Below are 16,172 nucleotides of genomic sequence, written 5' to 3' on the forward strand. Positions count from 1 at the left end.
GGAAAAACATGAAAGCATATCAACGTGAATTTATTGAATTTGCACTAGAGAAAGAAGTACTTAAGTTTGGTGAGTTTACTTTAAAGTCTGGCCGCAAGAGCCCTTACTTCTTCAATGCTGGATTGTTTAATACAGGTCGTGACCTAGCACGCTTAGGTCGCTTCTACGCAGCAGCATTGGCCGATTCAGGTATTGAGTTCGATGTACTATTTGGCCCTGCATACAAAGGCATCCCAATCGCAACAACAACAGCGGTTGCACTTGCTGATCACCACGATGTGGACACGCCTTACTGCTTTAACCGTAAAGAAGCGAAAAACCACGGTGAAGGCGGCAACCTTGTCGGTAGCGCACTGGAAGGCCGTATCATGCTGGTAGACGATGTGATCACTGCAGGTACTGCGATTCGTGAGTCGATGGAAATCATCCAAGCAAATGGCGCTGATTTAGCGGGCGTGCTTGTTGCTATCGACCGTCAAGAGAAGGGCAAAGGCGAGCTGTCTGCAATTCAAGAAGTTGAGCGTGACTTTGGTTGTGCAATCATCTCAATCGTTAGCCTGACTGACTTGGTGACTTTCCTTGAAGAAAAAGGCACAGACGCAGCACACCTAGAGTCAGTAAAAGCGTACCGCGCTCAATACGGAATCTAATTCTTGAAGCGTCGAACCTAACGGTTTAGCGTTCTAAGTTTAGAATCGAAAAATCAAAAAGGCCCGAGAGATAAATATCTTTCGGGCCTTTTACTTTTCTATTGAAGTGAGCTGTTTTCTTATCTAAGAAATAGTCGCTCTATTTGTAGCGGCTACTCTATTTATAACGAATGCCGCGTTCAACTTCTGGATCTTCCATAGTCTTGAAGCGTTTGTGCAGCCACATCCATTGCTCTGGCGCTCGTAAGATAATCTTCTCAAGATAGCTGTTCATATAAGCTGCAGCCGCTTTCTCATCCTTCTGCGGATAGTTTTCTTCGATTGACTCATCAGCCATGATTTCATATTTGCCGTCGGCATTTCTAAAACCTGAACCCGGAACAAGTGCACATCGGCTAGTATAAGCCAGAATACTGGTACCTGTTGTGGTACACGCATCTTCTACTGCGAAGAAAGGCACAAACACTGATTTGTTACGACCGTAATCATGATCCGGTAGGTAGAAAAGGATCTCACCCTGACGCAGGATTCGAATCATACGTTTGACGTCTTTACGGTGAATCAGGCGATTGCCATTTTGAGTACGACCACGGTATTGAATAAATTCATAAGCCGGATTGTTGTGCGGACGATAAACACCTAAACCTGAAATACCAAGTACCGCCATTGCTCGGGCGGTGATCTCTAGGTTCAAGGCATGCACACAGCACAAAAGAACACCTTTACCGTTGGCTTTATGTGTACGCAGTGTTTGGGTGTCTTTATCTACTAGGATTCGCTTGAAGCGCCACGTAGGCCAAAACCAGGTAATGCCGGTTTCGATGAGTGCCATACCTGTGTTCTTAAAGTTCTCACTGACCATTGCCGCGACTTCATCTGCTGGCTTGTCTGGGAAGGCGAGCTCCAAGTTACGTGTTGCTACCGCGACGCGCTTTTTACCATAGCGAGCACCCAAAGAGCCTAACGATCGGCCTAACAGCAGTAAGAGGCGATAAGGGAGAACGTTAACAATAAGCGCCAATAACCCAAAACCAAACCATACACCCCAATATTTAGGGTGAAGTAGAGCTAGAGTAAAAGGCGGCTTAGTAATCACGTGTTGTGCTGTGCCGTTTGCTGAAGAAGTTTTCGTCGTCATAACCATCACTTAAGATTTGATTGCCACTTAATTTGATTGCTACTTAATCTGAGCGCTTAGCAGTGCCCAATAAGCATCAAAGTTTTCTGTTGGTTGATATTTGAAGTCTGAGCGAACAAATCGATTCAAGCTGCCTTCAACTTGACCGAGCAGTTGAGCGGCTAAGATTTTCTCATCAACCGGGAATGATTTCCCTTCACGAAGCTTTCTTTCACGCAGGATCTGGCGAAGTTGCGTCTCAATGCGTTCGAAAAGTTGGTTGATGCGATCACGCAGGCGTTCATTTTCAAACATTAGAGCATGACCAGACAAAATTCGAGTCAGGCCTGGGTTACGTTCTGAGAAAACTAAGATAAGTTGTAGTACTAGGCGTATGCGCTCTAGCGTGTCTTTCTCTTCATCCAGAATACGGTTGATTCGAGACATCAATGCTTCTTCAATGAACTCGATCAGGCCTTCAAACATGCGGGCTTTGCTTGGGAAGTGGCGGTATAACGCAGCTTCAGAAACACCAACTTGCTTGGCCAACTTTACCGTTGTGATACGAGAAGCACCTTCGGTCGATTCCAACATTTGTGCGAGAGCTTGTAGGATTTCTTCACGACGGTTTGATTTTCGAGTACCAGCCATCTATTTACTTCCTTTCCTAAAGATGAGGATTGAGTGAAGAAGGATTATAAACACCATTCAATTCTGTTTCCTAGTTTTGTAAGCCCTAGGTCAACAGAATCGAGAGGTGTCAGCAGATTGTCAGAGCAAATTTGTGCGTTTATGCATCAATAAGCTGTTGGATCTGAGCGAGGATCTGGAAACCAAGTGTGTCTTTGCTTTCCAGTGGCAGAGATTTATCGCCGCCTTTCCAATAAAGGTGCAGCTCATTGCTATTGCTATTGAAGCCTTGCCCTTCGACTGAGACATCGTTGGCGCAGATCATATCGAGGTTCTTTCTTTCCAGTTTACCGCGTGCGTACTTCTCAACATCTTGAGTTTCTGCTGCGAAGCCGACAGTAAATGGGCGACCTTCGGTCATTGAAGCGACAGAAGCGACAATATCTGGGTTTTTAACCATTTGAATGGTCATGTCGTCTTTACCGTCGACCTTTTTAAGCTTTTGGTCTGCAATGGTCTCAGGGCGGTAATCGGCAACTGCGGCGCAGCTGATGAAAATATCGTGTTGAGAAGCGTTAGCAGTAACGGCATCAAACATCTGTTGTGCGCTGTCGACATCAATACGATTAACTTTATTTGGCGTTGCTAATGAAACAGGGCCGCTGATTAGAGTCACTGTTGCGCCTTGTTTCGCGGCTGCTTCAGCCAGTGCATAGCCCATCTTGCCCGAGCTGTGGTTGGTAATGTAACGCACCGGGTCAATCGCTTCACGAGTCGGGCCTGCAGTAATAAGCACAGAACGGCCAGCAAGTGGCTTAGGTTGGAAGAAGTCTTCACAGCGATGCACGAGCTGCATTGGCTCTAACATACGACCCATACCGACATCACCACACGCTTGCTCGCCAGCCGCTGGCCCCCAAACTTCACAACCACGACGTTTTAGTGTCGCAATGTTCTCTTGAGTCGCAGGGTGGCTGTACATTTGTTGGTTCATTGCCGGAGATACCGCAACTGGCGCATCGGTTGCTAAAACCAAAGTGGTCAGTAGGTCGTTACCCATGCCCGCTGTCATACGAGCAATCAGGTCTGCGGTTGCTGGCGCTAGTAATACTAAGTCAGCCCACTTTGCGAGCTCAATGTGGCCCATGGAAGCCTCAGCAGCAGGATCAAGCAAACTATCAGACACTGGCCTGCCAGAGACGGCTTGCATGGTGAGAGGAGTAATGAACTCCTTGGCTGCATTTGTCATCACGACTTGCACTTGTGCCCCACGTTCAATTAAGCGTCGAGTCAGTTCGGCACATTTATACGCAGCGATACCACCACTAATGCCAAGTAGGATTTTTTTCCCAGCTAGGCCTTGTAGGTCAGCGTTATCCAGTTGATTAACCAATGTTTGCATGATTCTGTTCCTTAATTTCTCTGGGACTTACGATATCAGAACAAAGGATTAGTGCCTAGAAGCAGAATTAGAACAGATTTGACGCTCATCAAGTTGGTGTTATCAAACTTATCAATTACACGGTTTTGCTAGTGACTCGTTTCCTTTTATCTCTACCGAAGGATCTCCGATTACGATCTCATTAAGGTGGTGGGTCGTGTACATGACTAGTGATTAGCTTTTATATGCCAATAGATAAAATGCCTGCCGAATCGATGCCGAGAGAAAAGTTATTGAGTCGAGGGCCTGATTCTTTGAGTGATGCGGAATTGCTCGCGATATTTCTGCGAACAGGGACACAAGGAATGAACGTGTTGGAACTTGCTGACAAGTTGATCAAAGACTTTGGCTCGCTCCGTCATCTTTTTTCAGCAACGCAGGAAGAATTTTGTGCCCATAAAGGGATGGGGCAGGCCAAGTATGTTCAATTACAGGCTGTGTTAGAGATGACACAGCGCTATCTAGCAGAGACGTTATCTCGCGGAGATGCACTCACTAGCCCTAGTCATACTAAGCTTTATCTTTCGAGCATGTTGCGTGATCGCCAGCGAGAAGCCTTCTATATATTGTTCCTCGATAACCAAAATAGGGTAATCAAAGACGAAGTTATGTTTGAAGGAACCATCGATGCCGCATCGGTTTACCCACGGGAAGTGGTTAAACGGGCACTTCATCACAATGCGGCGGCATTAATCTTGGCTCATAACCATCCTTCGGGTGTCGCGGAGCCCAGCCAAGCGGATAGGAGGATTACACGCCGATTGACCGACGCATTAGCGCTGGTGGACATCCGAGTTCTCGACCATTTTGTCGTTGGAGATGGCGAAGTTGTCTCTTTTGCAGAGCGTGGATGGATTTGAATCACATTTTAGGTTGTTAGTTGCGTTAAATCTGCTATTATTCCGGCCACATTTTTAGACCTAAAATCAGCTCTGATTACTCAAGCAAGCTGCGCTGCACAAAAAAAGATCACGAAATCCGTAAAAAGGATCTGTTCGGGTCTTGAGCAATGCGTGTCAAGTTAGTATAATGCGCGACCTTTGATAGCCTTGTATGGATTTTCCATAACGGTTTTTACCTTCTATTTTAATTGATAGAGAGGTTCGGCCACCAAGGTTGATATCGAGCTGAAACGATTGGAGAAGACATTCATGTCCCGAGTATGCCAAGTAACTGGTAAGCGTCCAGTAACGGGTAACAACCGTTCACACGCACGCAATGCTACTAAGCGCCGTTTTCTGCCGAACCTACAAACTCATCGTTTCTGGGTAGAGAGCGAAAAACGTTTTGTTAAACTACGTCTAACTGCTAAAGGCATGCGTATCATTGATAAGAAAGGCATCGATGCTGTTCTTGTTGATATCCGTGCACGTGGCGAAAACGTTTAAGAGGAATTAAGCAATGGCTAAAGGCATTCGTGAGAAAATTCGTCTAGTATCTTCTGCAGGTACTGGTCACTTCTACACAACTGATAAGAACAAGCGTAACATGCCAGGCAAATTTGAGATCAAAAAGTTTGATCCAGTAGTTCGCCAACACGTTATGTACAAAGAAGCTAAAATCAAGTAATTGATGCTTTTTTTGCTCTTCTTCAGTAGAAGAAAGAATTGAAAAACCCAGTTTAATCGCTGGGTTTTTTTATATCTAAAATTTGAGGAACTCAATTATTCTTGCTTGATATAGCCTCTGATAGATAGAAATCTGTACAACATAGAAAGTATTGCCACTTTCACGATATACTGAATGTTCAATAGGTTAGATGAGCAGAATCAGATGAGATATCGTGGACGCCGGTGGAACAACATACTCATGTTCAGTGTGATCGCTTTTATTGGCGTGTTAAACCTTCCAACATTGATCAAAGCGTACCTTATCGAACCTGAACCGCAGGTTGATAGTCCTTATCCTTATCTCCTGAACCCAACAGCAAAGCTTCAAGCGTTGCACTTTGCTAAGTGGTCTGTCATTCAACAAGACAATCAATGGGTTTACCAGTTCAAAGGTACAGACTTCCCTCAAACCACCAATGCACAAGAGTTGTCACAACGTTGGAAAGAGCTTGTGGGTACGAAGGTCGACTCACAGACCTACACAGACCTTACGCCTCGGTTAAATACACCACACACCATCGAAGTATGGTATCAAGACCAAGAAGAGCCCCAGCGTATTACCTATTATCAATTGCCTGAGTTCTGGTTGTTAAAAAACTGGAATGATCAGTGGTTGGCGGTGTCTATTGAAGAGAGCTACCTGTTTCCAAGCTTTAACGCTAACCACTCCTCTAAATCGGACGACTAACTATGCCTGAATTACCCGAAGTCGAAGTAAGCAGAATGGGGATCTCGCCTCATTTAGTCGGTGAGACCATTAAAACTCTTACTTTTCGCACGCCCAAGCTGCGTTGGGATATCCCACAAGAGTTAAAAGCATTAGAAGGGCAGATGATTCGCTCCATCTCGCGCCGTGCAAAGTACCTATTGATTGAAACGGATACTGGCACTGCCATTGTTCACCTTGGTATGTCTGGCTCACTACGCGTATTAGACGCTGACTTTCCAGCAGCCAAGCACGATCACGTGGATCTTAAGCTCACCAACGGCAAAGTACTGCGCTATAACGACCCTCGCCGCTTTGGTGCGTGGTTATGGTCTGCTCCTGACGAAACGCATCCTGTGCTACTGGGATCTGGCCCTGAGCCGCTCACTGACGACTTCAACGCCGACTACATCGCTGAGAAGGCAGAAAAACGTAAAGTCGCTGTTAAACAGTTCATTATGGACAACAAAGTGGTGGTTGGTGTCGGAAATATCTACGCCAACGAAGCGCTATTTGCTTCACGTATTAGCCCTTTGCGCCCTGCAAGCAAAGTGACAAAACAAGAGTGGGTCTTGTTGACCAAAGAGATCAAACAAGTGCTCGCCACCGCCATCAAGCAAGGCGGTACAACACTAAAAGATTTCGCACAAGCAGATGGCAAGCCGGGGTACTTCGCCCAAGAGCTGCAAGTCTATGGAAAAGCAGGTGAAAAGTGCCCTAATTGTGAAGCTCTGATTCAAGAGCTAAAAATAGGGCAGAGGAACACGTTTTTTTGCTCTAGTTGTCAGCTATAGATGTGTAGCTCTCAATACAGAGGTTGATATCACTTGAAGCTGTGTCTATAGCACTTTATCTGATAAAATTGCCGGAACTATTTTTATTATTACTTTGGAATTATGTTGTCTTCTTTTCTAAAGGCAGAGTCTATCTCTAGATCTCTGTTACTAATTCCTTACCTATGGTTAGCTATAGGTATTATTTGGATGCCTCAGGGCAACAAGCCTTTGGTAGCTTTGGTTTTGGTTGCCGCTATTGTTCATATATTTATTTATGGCTTGTTCCAGATTAAGTCCAACTTTAAAAGTAATGTTTGGCTATGGGGAACTCTATTGGCTGGGATGTTTACCTTAATAGGTTATGTTACTTATGGTGCCAGTTCTCAAGAATTGAGAGGTTTTCTTGTTACAACTGTACTATTGTGCGCACTCCCTCAAAAACAACTTCTCAATGCAAAGCTAGCTCAATATCTACTATTTAGTGCAGCTTTGGCATGTTTAGCTTTGTCATGTTGGTACTTTTTTATTTATCCGACAGAGCGAATATTTTGGCCAACTAATCCTATCCCGCTAGCAACACATCAAGGTTTAATATCTACGCTTTCAGTAGGGGCACTATTGACAAATTTTAAAGGTAAAATCACCTGGATGTTAGTTGTAAGTGCGATTATTTCCGGTTTTTCTTTGATCTTAACGCAATCTAGAGGGGTTATTTTAGGGGTTGGGGTTCTATATATCGTAATAGGCTTAATTCTACTTTACCAAAGAAAAATAAACATAAAAATCATATTACTATCGTTAACTTTGTGTTTTGGTGCTGTTTTTCTCTCTGAAGAGGCTATTGTTGAGCGTTACGACCAGACATGGAAGGAGATCAGCAAAATTGAACAAGGTGACCTCAATTCATCAATAGGTCTCAGGTTGCAGATGTATCAAGCTGGCATTGAACTTTTTGAAAGTAGTCCTATATTAGGGCATGGGTCATTGAATCGTGAGTATATTGAAGAGAATATACCAGGGTATACACCTAGGGCTTATGGCTTTATTTCAGAAGGGCATTTACACAATAACTATATTGATAAACTAGCGCGCTCTGGAATTATAGGTTTAAGTATCTTTTTGTTCTTTATTTTCTATCCAGTATATTTGGGGCTGAGAAAGTATCCCGACTTATTTTGGTTGTTTAGCTTGCCTTCTATCCACTACGCTGTGGCCAGTTTAACAGATTCACCTTTTAGAAATGGTGATGCTCTCGTTGTATATTTAATTGTCACCGGAACTTTAGTTCATTATGCAAAAATAAAATATAAAGAGAAACTATGAAGATATTTTATTATTTAAAACATGCCTTGCTCTCTATCGCACCTCGTTTGTATTTTTCAAAACAGTTTGAAAATCTGGAAAAGTCATATTCCGGTCAAGCTGACTATATAAAAAGCAGAGTAAATTATTATGTGAAAGGGCTCGGTGACTTTGATAAGGCTAGTCTAAGCTGCGAGATTAATAATTATTCTCGAAAAGGCTACACATCTTATTTCTTTGATCTTAAAGAGTTTCTTTATTATTTTCCAAAGTACTTTCGTTTCAGCTACTACTTTGGTGATGAAACGCATATAGAGCCAGTTCCAACTTTATTTAAAGCTCGTCCGATTGATGGGAACAATAGTAACTCTGTACTATTTAAATTAGATAAGCGTCGTCATTTCCGATTCGTGGATGATAGCTTAAGTTTTTCTGATAAAAAAAATATGGCCGTATTTCGTGGTGCTGTCACTCAACCACACAGAATTCGTTTTATGCAAACCCTGTATGGTCATCCACTGATGAATGCAGGTCAATCGAATGCTTCAGAGCAACACCCAGAGTGGCAACAGCCATTCATGACAGTAGAAGAGCAGCTTCAGTACAAATTTATTATTTGCCTTGAAGGGAACGATGTTGCATCAAACTTGAAATGGGCAATGTCTTCAAACTCACTTGTCGTTACTCCAAAAATGAAGTTTGAAACGTGGTTTATGGAAGGCACTCTACAGCCAGGCATACATTATGTAGAGGTGAAGGATGACTGGTCGGATTTTGAGCAAAAAATTAAATACTATTTAGACAACCCTAAAGAGTCTGAACAGATGATCAAAAATGCGCATGAATACCTTGCTCCTTTCCAAGATGAACAACTAGAAAAATTGGTTTGCATTAAAACACTTCAAGAATATTTTAGACTATCTGGCCAAGCTACTCACGAACACGCTATTAACGAGCAAGACAAATGAAAATTCTGATTATTGGCCCGTCATGGGTTGGAGACATGGTAATGTCTCAAGGCTTATATATTGAGCTGCAGACACAGTACCCTGACGCAAAAATTGATGTTTTAGCGCCCGCATGGTGTAAGCCAATTCTGGAAAGAATGCCACAAGTCAATCAAGCTCTTGAAATGCCATTGGGACATGGACAGTTTGATCTGAAATCTCGTTATAAGATCGGCAAATCGTTGAGGGAAGTACAGTACGATAAAGCGTACGTATTACCTAACTCCGCGAAATCAGCTTTAATTCCCCTGTTTGCACGCGTTCCTGAACGAGTTGGCTGGAAAGGTGAAATGCGTTTTGGTTTGCTTAATGACGTTAGAACCAATAAAAAAGCGTTTCAATACATGTTAGAGCGATATGTAGCGTTAGCGCACCCTAAAGCTGAAATGACGGGTAGTGGTTGTTTAGGTGAATTGTCATCATTACCTTTTCCAAGCCTACAAGTTGTTGACTCCAGCCAACAAAAGGCTATGGAGCAATTTGGTTTAAATAGTCAAAGGCCTGTCCTTGGTTTATGTCCTGGAGCTGAGTTTGGCCCTGCGAAACGTTGGCCTGATAATCACTTTGCAACAGCTGCGACAGCGATGATAAAGCAAGGCTACCAAGTGTGGTTGTTTGGCTCGGCTAAAGATCGTGAAGTAACCCAAAAGATAATCGAACAAGTCCCTGTTGATATGCAGCAGCATTGCTTCAATTTAGCTGGAGATACGAGCTTAATTCAGGCTGTAGACTTGATTGGGGCTTGTCGTACTGTCGTTAGCAATGATTCTGGGCTGATGCATGTGGCCGCCGCTGTGGGCTGTAATGTCGTGGCTGTTTATGGCTCTAGTTCACCTAAATATACACCTCCGCTAACCAACAAACTGGCAATCATCAATACTGATATTGAGTGCCGACCTTGCTTTGAACGAACTTGTCCCAAGCAGCATCTAAAGTGCCTAACTGAGTTAATGCCGAGTAGAGTCATTAGTGCTATTGAGCAGTTTGATGTTATTTCCCAAGGCAAAATATAAATAAGGTCGTTATATGAGCATCGTCGTTCGTTGGGCCTATACCGCGCTACTTTTCCTTATTAGCCCTATTCTGCTTTGGGGCCTATATCGCTCCAAAGCAAACAAACCGCCTTTTGGTCATCGCTGGAAAGAGCATTTCGGATTTACACCGCCTATTAAGAATAGACAATCGGGTGTGATTTGGATTCATGCCGTTTCAGTAGGGGAAGTGCTGGCGAGTAAGAAGTTAGTTGAACAACTGGCGATACAAAACCCAGATAAAAGAATACTGATCACTACAACAACGAGTACAGGCGCTGAACAGGTAGAAAAGATGAGCGGTTCGATTAGCCACCGTTATATGCCTATTGATTTTAGTTGTTGTGTTCAACGTTTTATCAACCGCATTCAGCCAGACAACATGCTCATTATTGAAACGGAATTATGGCCGAACACCATTAACACCGTTGCTAAAAATGATATTCCGATGATATTAGTCAATGGACGATTATCAGAAAAATCAGCCAGTAATTATCAAAAAATGAGTTCGTTAATTTATCCGACAATTTCTAAGTTAAGTTTAATATTGACGGTACACTCTGATGATAAATCTCGATTTGAGTTACTAGGTGCGCCGAGCGAAAAAGTCATTGTCACAGGGTCAATTAAGTACGATGTGTCGATTGATAATAATGTAATCGCACAAGGCGAGCATCTTAAAGATATTTTGGGGCAGGGTAGGCAGATTGTTGTCGCCGCGAGCACTCATGCGGGCGAAGATGAACAAATATTTAGAGCTTATCAACAAGCCAAAAGAGAACTGCCAAAATTACTCTTAGTGATAGTACCTCGTCACCCTGAACGGTTTGATTCAGTTGCTGAATTGGCCAAAAGCCAAGGCTTAGTTTTGGTTCGTCGAACCGAAGTTGTTGACGAGTTACCGCTCGATGTCGACGTCTACTTGGGGGATACGATGGGAGAGCTTATGGTTATGCTTTCTGCGAGCGATCTTGTTTTTATGGGAGGAAGCCTACTTGGAAAGAAAGTAGGAGGGCATAACTTCATCGAACCTGCGCTGCTTCAAAAATACTGCTTAACAGGGCCGAGCTATTTCAATTTTGCAGACCTGGCGAATCAATTGATCGACTCGAGCGCACTGTCTGTTGTAGCCGATGAGAATGAGCTTGCTTTACAAATGATCAGTGCATTATCCAAGCCTAAAGAGTTAATTGAAAAAGGGCGAATAGGCTATGGTATAGTTCAACAGAATCAAGGTGCGTTACAACAAACACTCCAATTGATACATCATTCAGCCACCAATAATCAGTCAACCAATATTGAGACATCACCATGATCAAAACTTTTGTTATTCATGTAAGCAAAGGCTACGAAGAACGTAGAAAACATATAGATAAGCACCTGCCAGAAGTGGGCATCACTGATTACGAATATATGTTAGCTGGTGATATCGATGATCTATCTGATGACGTTAGAAATGGTTTTTTTGACGATTCACTGAGGCTCCCTGAGAAGTCTTGCTTTTATAAGCACTACTTAGTGATGAAAAAAGTCGTAGAAGAACAAATTCCACAAGTATTAGTGTTAGAAGATGATGCTTTTTTAAATAGCGATTTTATTGAGCAACTAGAAGCTTTCCAAAGCGAGCTTGCTGGTGAAGAAAAGTATCTTGTAAATATTGAAGAGGCGTCGAGCTTAGTACCTGCATCAGTAAGAGTACCAAATCAACATCTGTACTTGTGTAAAACGAACAAGCTTACTGGTGGTTTGCTTTATGACCTTAGTTTTGCTCGCGCAATGGTAGAGCATATGGAAAACAATATAACCGACGCACCTATTGATGGTTATATTGGTAATGAACGAACGACATTAGAGTACAATATTTTTTGGACACACCCACCTTTGGTTCGTCAGGGTAGTAAAACCGGTGCATTTGATAGTGAGTTGAGTGGTAGAACCTCAGGGCTTTATGCGACGGTTAGAAGTTGGTTTAAAGAGGGATACCGAACTCATGTTCGAAGCCATGTCAGCAGCAAGCACAAAGCACTTTTTAAAAATATTACGAAGTACTAAATTATGAAATCAGAATTGGCTAGAAAACACTTAACATTTGTCATTTATGGCAATGATAGAACTTACTATCAAGGCGCAAGATTTTGCATTTTGTCTTTTTTAGCCAATTGGGTTGAGGAAAATGGAACTCGGCCTGAAATCTCTGTTCTAGCGGAAGAGCCTGAGCACTTCGCTAATATGCCAATTAAAGTGTTTCCGATATCGCCTGATCAAAAGGCTGAATGGAGTCTAGACAATACTTATCACTTCAGAATCAAGAACCGCGGCTTAAAATATCTTTGTGATAATTTAGAGTTGAGTCCTGAAGATAAACTGCTTTTTCTAGATACAGATACGTACTTTAACGTGCCAACAAACGTTTACTTCGACTCTATATCGGATAAAAACGCGTTACTGTTTTGCTCAGAAGTAAACATCAATACTTTGCCAAGCACCAATGAGTATGCACATATCAGAGATAGAGATATAGAACTTATGGATGGCAGTGTCTACCGCACCAATCCAGACTCAGTTATGTGGGCGTCGGCAGTCATTGGTATTACAGGAAAACACACATCGGCTTTTGATTATGCCGATGTGTTGATTCAAGCGTTACGTCAAGAAGGGTGTGAGGCACACACTTTAGAGCAGTTTGCGTTATCTGAAGCGCTCTCTACACAGGTGAATATTGAACCAGCGAAAGCTTGGCTCAATCATTATTCAACGAGTGGACGAAAAGACTGGGCGAGAACGGTGTTGGAACAGTTCTTTGAAGAACATGGAGATAAACCATTTGAAGAGCAAATACGCTTAGCTACAGAAGTGTCCTTCAAGCGCCCTCTTGCTGAAGTGATTCGAGGGCATATCTATAAAAAGAAAAAGAAACTTCGTAAGTTATTTGGTTTGAAAGAAGAATAAATCATAGACTCTCAAGGGTACTAACTTTGTACCCTTGTTCAATTTGTGAAAAATCAAAGTGCTGAGCATCAATCCTTCCTAATCGAACTTCTTTTTCGAATGAACGCTTAAGTCGCTTTAAATTACTCTCTTTCCAGTTGCTGCCTGTCTGCGTTAGGCATTTATCAAAATCGATAATCCAAACCTTGCCGGCTTTATCAACGAGAATGTTATGGATATTGAGGTCGGTATGATTGACCCCGGCATCGTGCATTTTTCGAATTTGATGACCTATATCGTTGAAATGGGAATCGGATAGTTTTTTGTTCGACAATATCTTTACTAAGTCTTCTGCGTCGGAAATCTTTTCAATTAAAATGTCGGCTTTGTAAATGAGCCCTTCTTGCGAAACTTTCGCAGCAACGGGTGTCGGGACATTAACTTTATGTGTAGCTAGAAGCTCAAGTAACATTAGCTCTTGGTATGCTCGTGAGCTCTCTAATCCAGTAAATAAATAGCTGTCTCTAACTAGCTTTCCAAACAAGCCGCCGCGATGATAATGTCGAAGAGCGAAATCGCTTTTTTCTCCCTTAACAAACCATGTTGTTCCTCTACCTTGAGCGTGCCCCAGTATTGCTTGATTCGCCTTCCAATAATCCACAGAAAAAGCCAATTCAACGTCTTCGGTGAGTAACTTAGGGTTATACCAGTACGTTGTTTTATGGATTTGCTTTGTTGTAAACATGAATCACTGTCTCGTATTGGGGAGTTTATGGCATACTTGGTAGAACAGTATATCAAACGCCGAACAGATTAATGAACGATTCATGTAGTTACCAAAAAATATTAGTTGTTGCCACTCATTGCATTGGTGATAGTTTGTTGATCTCTGCTTTTACCCATAGTCTGAGAAAAGCGTTTCCGACCGCAACAATAGATGTTTTAGTTAATGCTAGAGGGGAGATGGTTTTTGGTACCAATCCAGACGTTGACTCTTTAGTTGAAATTCCGCCAAGAGCATCCGTTAAGGACTATTACCGGATTTTAAAAACGCATGGTCGATATGATTTAGTCGTCAATGAAATGCTTAATGATAGAACAGCTATCTATAGTTTTATCTTTGGTAAGAAAAGACTTGGTGCAATTGATGAATCGCTTTCTGGCGCCTGGGTTAAAAAGTTAATTTATACTCATTACATTAAAGAACAGCATCGCTTTGAGCATAAAATGAGTCGCGTTGCTCGTATGCTGGATACCATAGATGTTAATTGTATTGCACGGCTAGTCTCTCCCGAAGAGTTATTACCTTCAGTGGTTCAAAATAGATTGCCATCAAACTACATTGTTGTGCATGCGCCATCCTCCAACGAAATTAAGCAGTGGCCAGTCTCGTATTGGGTTGAAGTCATCAATCGTCTGATATCTTCAGGTTATAATATTGTCTTATCTGGCGCTAAATTAGAACGAGACGAGACCATTGTTGAACAAATCATTAGCCAAGTTCCTGAATCGAATCAACTGGTCAGTGTTTTGGGGGAATTATCATTAGCTCAAACCTCTGTATTAATAAAACACAGTGATGGTTTTGTTGGACCTGATAGTGGCCCTGGTCACCTCGCATCAGGTTACTCTATCCCAATTGTATCTATTATTAGCGTGGCGCCAGCAAGCATGTGGTCACCTTGGCCTTATGAAGAGCCAATTGATGTAACGAACAATTTATACAGCAATGGTGTTAGCTCCCAAAGAGTCGCCAATATTAGACTTGTGCAATCTGAACGTAACTGCGTCCCTTGTTATAAAAACAGATGTCAAATTAGCGATGATGTCTATTCGCCATGCCTTCAAGATATCAAGCCAGATAACGTTGTTTCTGCTGTCCTAGAAATGATGCCATTGGAACCGATCAATGAATAACGTTCTTTCTGCTCCCAAATCTATTTGTATTCTGCGTTTATCTGCCATTGGTGACGTTTGTCATGCTCTTTCTGTAGTGCAACTTATTCAAGCTACCTATCCAGAATGTCAGATCACGTGGGTGATGGGAAAAATCGAAGCTCAATTACTTGGTGATATACCTGGAATTCAAGTTGTCGTGTTTGATAAAAAACGCGGCCTAAAAGGAATGAAAGAAGTATGGAGAGCTCTGCGTTCAACTCGGTTTGATTATTTACTGCATATGCAAGTTGCACTAAGAGCCAGCCTGTTAACGATAGGGATAAAGGCAAAAGTAAAACTTGGCTTTAGTTGGACACGTGCCAAAGAGGGGCAGTGGCTCTTTACCAATCGCAAGCTGCCAAAAACGGACGCATCTCATGTGTTAGATAATTTCTCTGAATTTGCTTACTTTTTGGGATGTCCCAAGCAGATGCCGACATGGGATCTTGCTTTGTCTGATGAAGACCAAAAACTATCGATGGAGCTTGCGCATGAGCCGTATATTGTTATTAGCCCTGCTGCGAGTAAAGATGAGAGAAACTGGTTAGTTGAGCGCTATGCCGCTGTCGCCGATCACGCTTATCAGTTAGGCTTTAAAGTGGTTTTTTGTGGTGCTCCAACGGATAGAGAGCGCAATTTAACCGACAATATCTCTCAGCACATGACATCACCTTGTATTAACTTAGTAGGCTCAACCTCGTTAAAGCAGCTTACCGCAGTGATTGGTCAATCCAGTGTAGTGATCGCTCCTGATTCAGGGCCTGCACACATTGCGACGACTCAAGGTGTCCCCGTGATTGGTTTGTATGCGCACAGTAACCCAATGCGAACAGGGCCTTACCATAGTTTAGACAGTGTGGTTTCTGTCTATGAACAGATTGCTGAAGAGCAACACGGTAAAGCGGTTGACGAGCTTCCATGGGGAACCCGAGTAAAAGGAAAAGATCTTATGGCTCTTATTTCTACAGAATCGGTGATTGAGCAGCTAGACCATGTATTAGGCCGATTGAAAAACAAGAAAACATCCAGTGAATAA

At 42.6% G+C, this 16,172-nt stretch carries 18 protein-coding genes; 14 read left to right on the forward strand and 4 right to left on the reverse strand.

Going from position 1 to position 16,172, the window contains the following annotated elements; translation table 11 throughout:
* Nucleotides 1-8: 8 nt before the first annotated feature.
* Nucleotides 9-650: an orotate phosphoribosyltransferase gene (gene pyrE, locus AB6F11_RS09160; RefSeq protein WP_017059267.1), complete on the forward strand. Its 642-nt coding sequence runs from the start codon at nt 9-11 to the stop codon at nt 648-650.
* 157 nt (nt 651-807) lie between these two features.
* Here the strand turns inward: pyrE and lpxL are convergent, their stop codons facing one another.
* The 3 genes from lpxL to coaBC all read right to left on the reverse strand — a co-directional run bounded on the left by lpxL (nt 808) and on the right by coaBC (nt 3,799).
* Nucleotides 808-1,788, reverse strand: a complete 981-nt coding sequence (gene lpxL, locus AB6F11_RS09165; protein WP_102394584.1) for an LpxL/LpxP family Kdo(2)-lipid IV(A) lauroyl/palmitoleoyl acyltransferase — start codon at nt 1,786-1,788, stop codon at nt 808-810.
* A gap of 39 nt (nt 1,789-1,827) precedes the next feature.
* Complete coding sequence (gene slmA, locus AB6F11_RS09170; RefSeq protein WP_004741428.1) at nt 1,828-2,418, reverse strand: nucleoid occlusion factor SlmA; 591 nt, start codon at nt 2,416-2,418, stop codon at nt 1,828-1,830.
* A gap of 139 nt (nt 2,419-2,557) precedes the next feature.
* Nucleotides 2,558-3,799: a bifunctional phosphopantothenoylcysteine decarboxylase/phosphopantothenate--cysteine ligase CoaBC gene (coaBC, locus tag AB6F11_RS09175; protein ID WP_102394583.1), complete on the reverse strand. Its 1,242-nt coding sequence runs from the start codon at nt 3,797-3,799 to the stop codon at nt 2,558-2,560.
* Between the two features lie 224 nt (nt 3,800-4,023).
* On the opposite strand from coaBC, the gene radC reads away from it, so the two are divergent.
* The 11 genes from radC (at nt 4,024) to AB6F11_RS09230 (ending at nt 13,219) form a co-directional block, all read left to right on the forward strand.
* On the forward strand, nt 4,024-4,698 hold the full coding sequence (radC, locus tag AB6F11_RS09180; RefSeq protein ID WP_048607667.1) for a DNA repair protein RadC: 675 nt from the start codon (nt 4,024-4,026) through the stop codon (nt 4,696-4,698).
* A 291-nt stretch (nt 4,699-4,989) separates the two neighbouring features.
* Complete coding sequence (gene rpmB / locus AB6F11_RS09185; RefSeq protein WP_004728407.1) at nt 4,990-5,226, forward strand: 50S ribosomal protein L28; 237 nt, start codon at nt 4,990-4,992, stop codon at nt 5,224-5,226.
* A gap of 13 nt (nt 5,227-5,239) precedes the next feature.
* The gene (gene rpmG / locus AB6F11_RS09190; RefSeq protein ID WP_002535344.1) at nt 5,240-5,407 is read left to right on the forward strand and encodes a 50S ribosomal protein L33; all 168 of its coding nucleotides are present in this window, start codon (nt 5,240-5,242) and stop codon (nt 5,405-5,407) included.
* 204 nt (nt 5,408-5,611) lie between these two features.
* A complete protein-coding gene (locus tag AB6F11_RS09195) occupies nt 5,612-6,136 on the forward strand; it encodes a hypothetical protein (RefSeq protein WP_102394597.1) in 525 nt (174 codons plus the stop codon).
* A 2-nt stretch (nt 6,137-6,138) separates the two neighbouring features.
* Entirely contained in the window at nt 6,139-6,948 is an 810-nt protein-coding gene (mutM, locus tag AB6F11_RS09200; protein ID WP_102394582.1) for a bifunctional DNA-formamidopyrimidine glycosylase/DNA-(apurinic or apyrimidinic site) lyase, read from the forward strand.
* Between the two features lie 189 nt (nt 6,949-7,137).
* On the forward strand, nt 7,138-8,253 hold the full coding sequence (locus AB6F11_RS09205) for an O-antigen ligase (protein ID WP_102394596.1): 1,116 nt from the start codon (nt 7,138-7,140) through the stop codon (nt 8,251-8,253).
* Nucleotides 8,250-9,200, forward strand: a complete 951-nt coding sequence (locus AB6F11_RS09210; RefSeq protein ID WP_102394581.1) for a glycosyl transferase family 90 — start codon at nt 8,250-8,252, stop codon at nt 9,198-9,200. Before AB6F11_RS09205 ends, AB6F11_RS09210 begins: the two co-directional genes overlap by 4 nt.
* Nucleotides 9,197-10,252, forward strand: coding sequence for a lipopolysaccharide heptosyltransferase II (gene waaF / locus AB6F11_RS09215; protein WP_102394580.1), 1,056 nt, complete (start codon nt 9,197-9,199; stop codon nt 10,250-10,252). Before AB6F11_RS09210 ends, waaF begins: the two co-directional genes overlap by 4 nt.
* Nucleotides 10,253-10,265: 13 nt before the next feature.
* The gene (gene waaA, locus AB6F11_RS09220; RefSeq protein WP_102394579.1) at nt 10,266-11,585 is read left to right on the forward strand and encodes a lipid IV(A) 3-deoxy-D-manno-octulosonic acid transferase; all 1,320 of its coding nucleotides are present in this window, start codon (nt 10,266-10,268) and stop codon (nt 11,583-11,585) included.
* Nucleotides 11,582-12,322 carry a glycosyltransferase family 25 protein gene (locus AB6F11_RS09225; protein WP_102394578.1) on the forward strand — a complete coding sequence of 247 codons (741 nt, stop codon included), beginning with the start codon at nt 11,582-11,584 and terminating at the stop codon, nt 12,320-12,322. Before waaA ends, AB6F11_RS09225 begins: the two co-directional genes overlap by 4 nt.
* A gap of 3 nt (nt 12,323-12,325) precedes the next feature.
* Nucleotides 12,326-13,219 (forward strand): hypothetical protein, encoded by an 894-nt coding sequence (locus AB6F11_RS09230; RefSeq protein WP_102394577.1) that lies wholly within the window; start codon nt 12,326-12,328, stop codon nt 13,217-13,219.
* A gap of 1 nt (nt 13,220) precedes the next feature.
* Here the strand turns inward: AB6F11_RS09230 and AB6F11_RS09235 are convergent, their stop codons facing one another.
* On the reverse strand, nt 13,221-13,943 hold the full coding sequence (locus AB6F11_RS09235; protein ID WP_102394576.1) for a 3-deoxy-D-manno-octulosonic acid kinase: 723 nt from the start codon (nt 13,941-13,943) through the stop codon (nt 13,221-13,223).
* A gap of 71 nt (nt 13,944-14,014) precedes the next feature.
* On the opposite strand from AB6F11_RS09235, the gene AB6F11_RS09240 reads away from it, so the two are divergent.
* Complete coding sequence (locus tag AB6F11_RS09240) at nt 14,015-15,115, forward strand: glycosyltransferase family 9 protein (protein ID WP_102394575.1); 1,101 nt, start codon at nt 14,015-14,017, stop codon at nt 15,113-15,115.
* Nucleotides 15,108-16,172 (forward strand): glycosyltransferase family 9 protein, encoded by a 1,065-nt coding sequence (locus AB6F11_RS09245; protein ID WP_372179504.1) that lies wholly within the window; start codon nt 15,108-15,110, stop codon nt 16,170-16,172. The genes AB6F11_RS09240 and AB6F11_RS09245 overlap by 8 nt, the downstream gene beginning before the upstream one ends.

The organism is Vibrio sp. 10N.247.311.14, from assembly GCF_041467715.1.
Lineage (GTDB): Bacteria > Pseudomonadota > Gammaproteobacteria > Enterobacterales > Vibrionaceae > Vibrio > Vibrio crassostreae_C.

Excerpts from the sequence above, each read along its gene's own strand:
- waaA (WP_102394579.1), top strand. The coding sequence starts at position 10,266 with ATGAGCATCGTCGTTCGTTGGGCCTATACCGCGCTACTTTTCCTTATT.
- waaF (WP_102394580.1), top strand. The coding sequence starts at position 9,197 with ATGAAAATTCTGATTATTGGCCCGTCATGGGTTGGAGACATGGTAATG.
- AB6F11_RS09230 (WP_102394577.1), top strand. The coding sequence starts at position 12,326 with ATGAAATCAGAATTGGCTAGAAAACACTTAACATTTGTCATTTATGGC.
- lpxL (WP_102394584.1), bottom strand. The coding sequence starts at position 1,788 with ATGACGACGAAAACTTCTTCAGCAAACGGCACAGCACAACACGTGATT.
- AB6F11_RS09205 (WP_102394596.1), top strand. The coding sequence starts at position 7,138 with ATGCCTCAGGGCAACAAGCCTTTGGTAGCTTTGGTTTTGGTTGCCGCT.
- slmA (WP_004741428.1), bottom strand. The coding sequence starts at position 2,418 with ATGGCTGGTACTCGAAAATCAAACCGTCGTGAAGAAATCCTACAAGCT.
- AB6F11_RS09235 (WP_102394576.1), bottom strand. The coding sequence starts at position 13,943 with ATGTTTACAACAAAGCAAATCCATAAAACAACGTACTGGTATAACCCT.
- rpmG (WP_002535344.1), top strand. The coding sequence starts at position 5,240 with ATGGCTAAAGGCATTCGTGAGAAAATTCGTCTAGTATCTTCTGCAGGT.
- rpmB (WP_004728407.1), top strand. The coding sequence starts at position 4,990 with ATGTCCCGAGTATGCCAAGTAACTGGTAAGCGTCCAGTAACGGGTAAC.
- pyrE (WP_017059267.1), top strand. The coding sequence starts at position 9 with ATGAAAGCATATCAACGTGAATTTATTGAATTTGCACTAGAGAAAGAA.
- AB6F11_RS09210 (WP_102394581.1), top strand. The coding sequence starts at position 8,250 with ATGAAGATATTTTATTATTTAAAACATGCCTTGCTCTCTATCGCACCT.
- AB6F11_RS09225 (WP_102394578.1), top strand. The coding sequence starts at position 11,582 with ATGATCAAAACTTTTGTTATTCATGTAAGCAAAGGCTACGAAGAACGT.
- mutM (WP_102394582.1), top strand. The coding sequence starts at position 6,139 with ATGCCTGAATTACCCGAAGTCGAAGTAAGCAGAATGGGGATCTCGCCT.
- radC (WP_048607667.1), top strand. The coding sequence starts at position 4,024 with ATGCCAATAGATAAAATGCCTGCCGAATCGATGCCGAGAGAAAAGTTA.
- coaBC (WP_102394583.1), bottom strand. The coding sequence starts at position 3,799 with ATGCAAACATTGGTTAATCAACTGGATAACGCTGACCTACAAGGCCTA.
- AB6F11_RS09240 (WP_102394575.1), top strand. The coding sequence starts at position 14,015 with ATGAACGATTCATGTAGTTACCAAAAAATATTAGTTGTTGCCACTCAT.
- AB6F11_RS09245 (WP_372179504.1), top strand. The coding sequence starts at position 15,108 with ATGAATAACGTTCTTTCTGCTCCCAAATCTATTTGTATTCTGCGTTTA.
- AB6F11_RS09195 (WP_102394597.1), top strand. The coding sequence starts at position 5,612 with ATGAGATATCGTGGACGCCGGTGGAACAACATACTCATGTTCAGTGTG.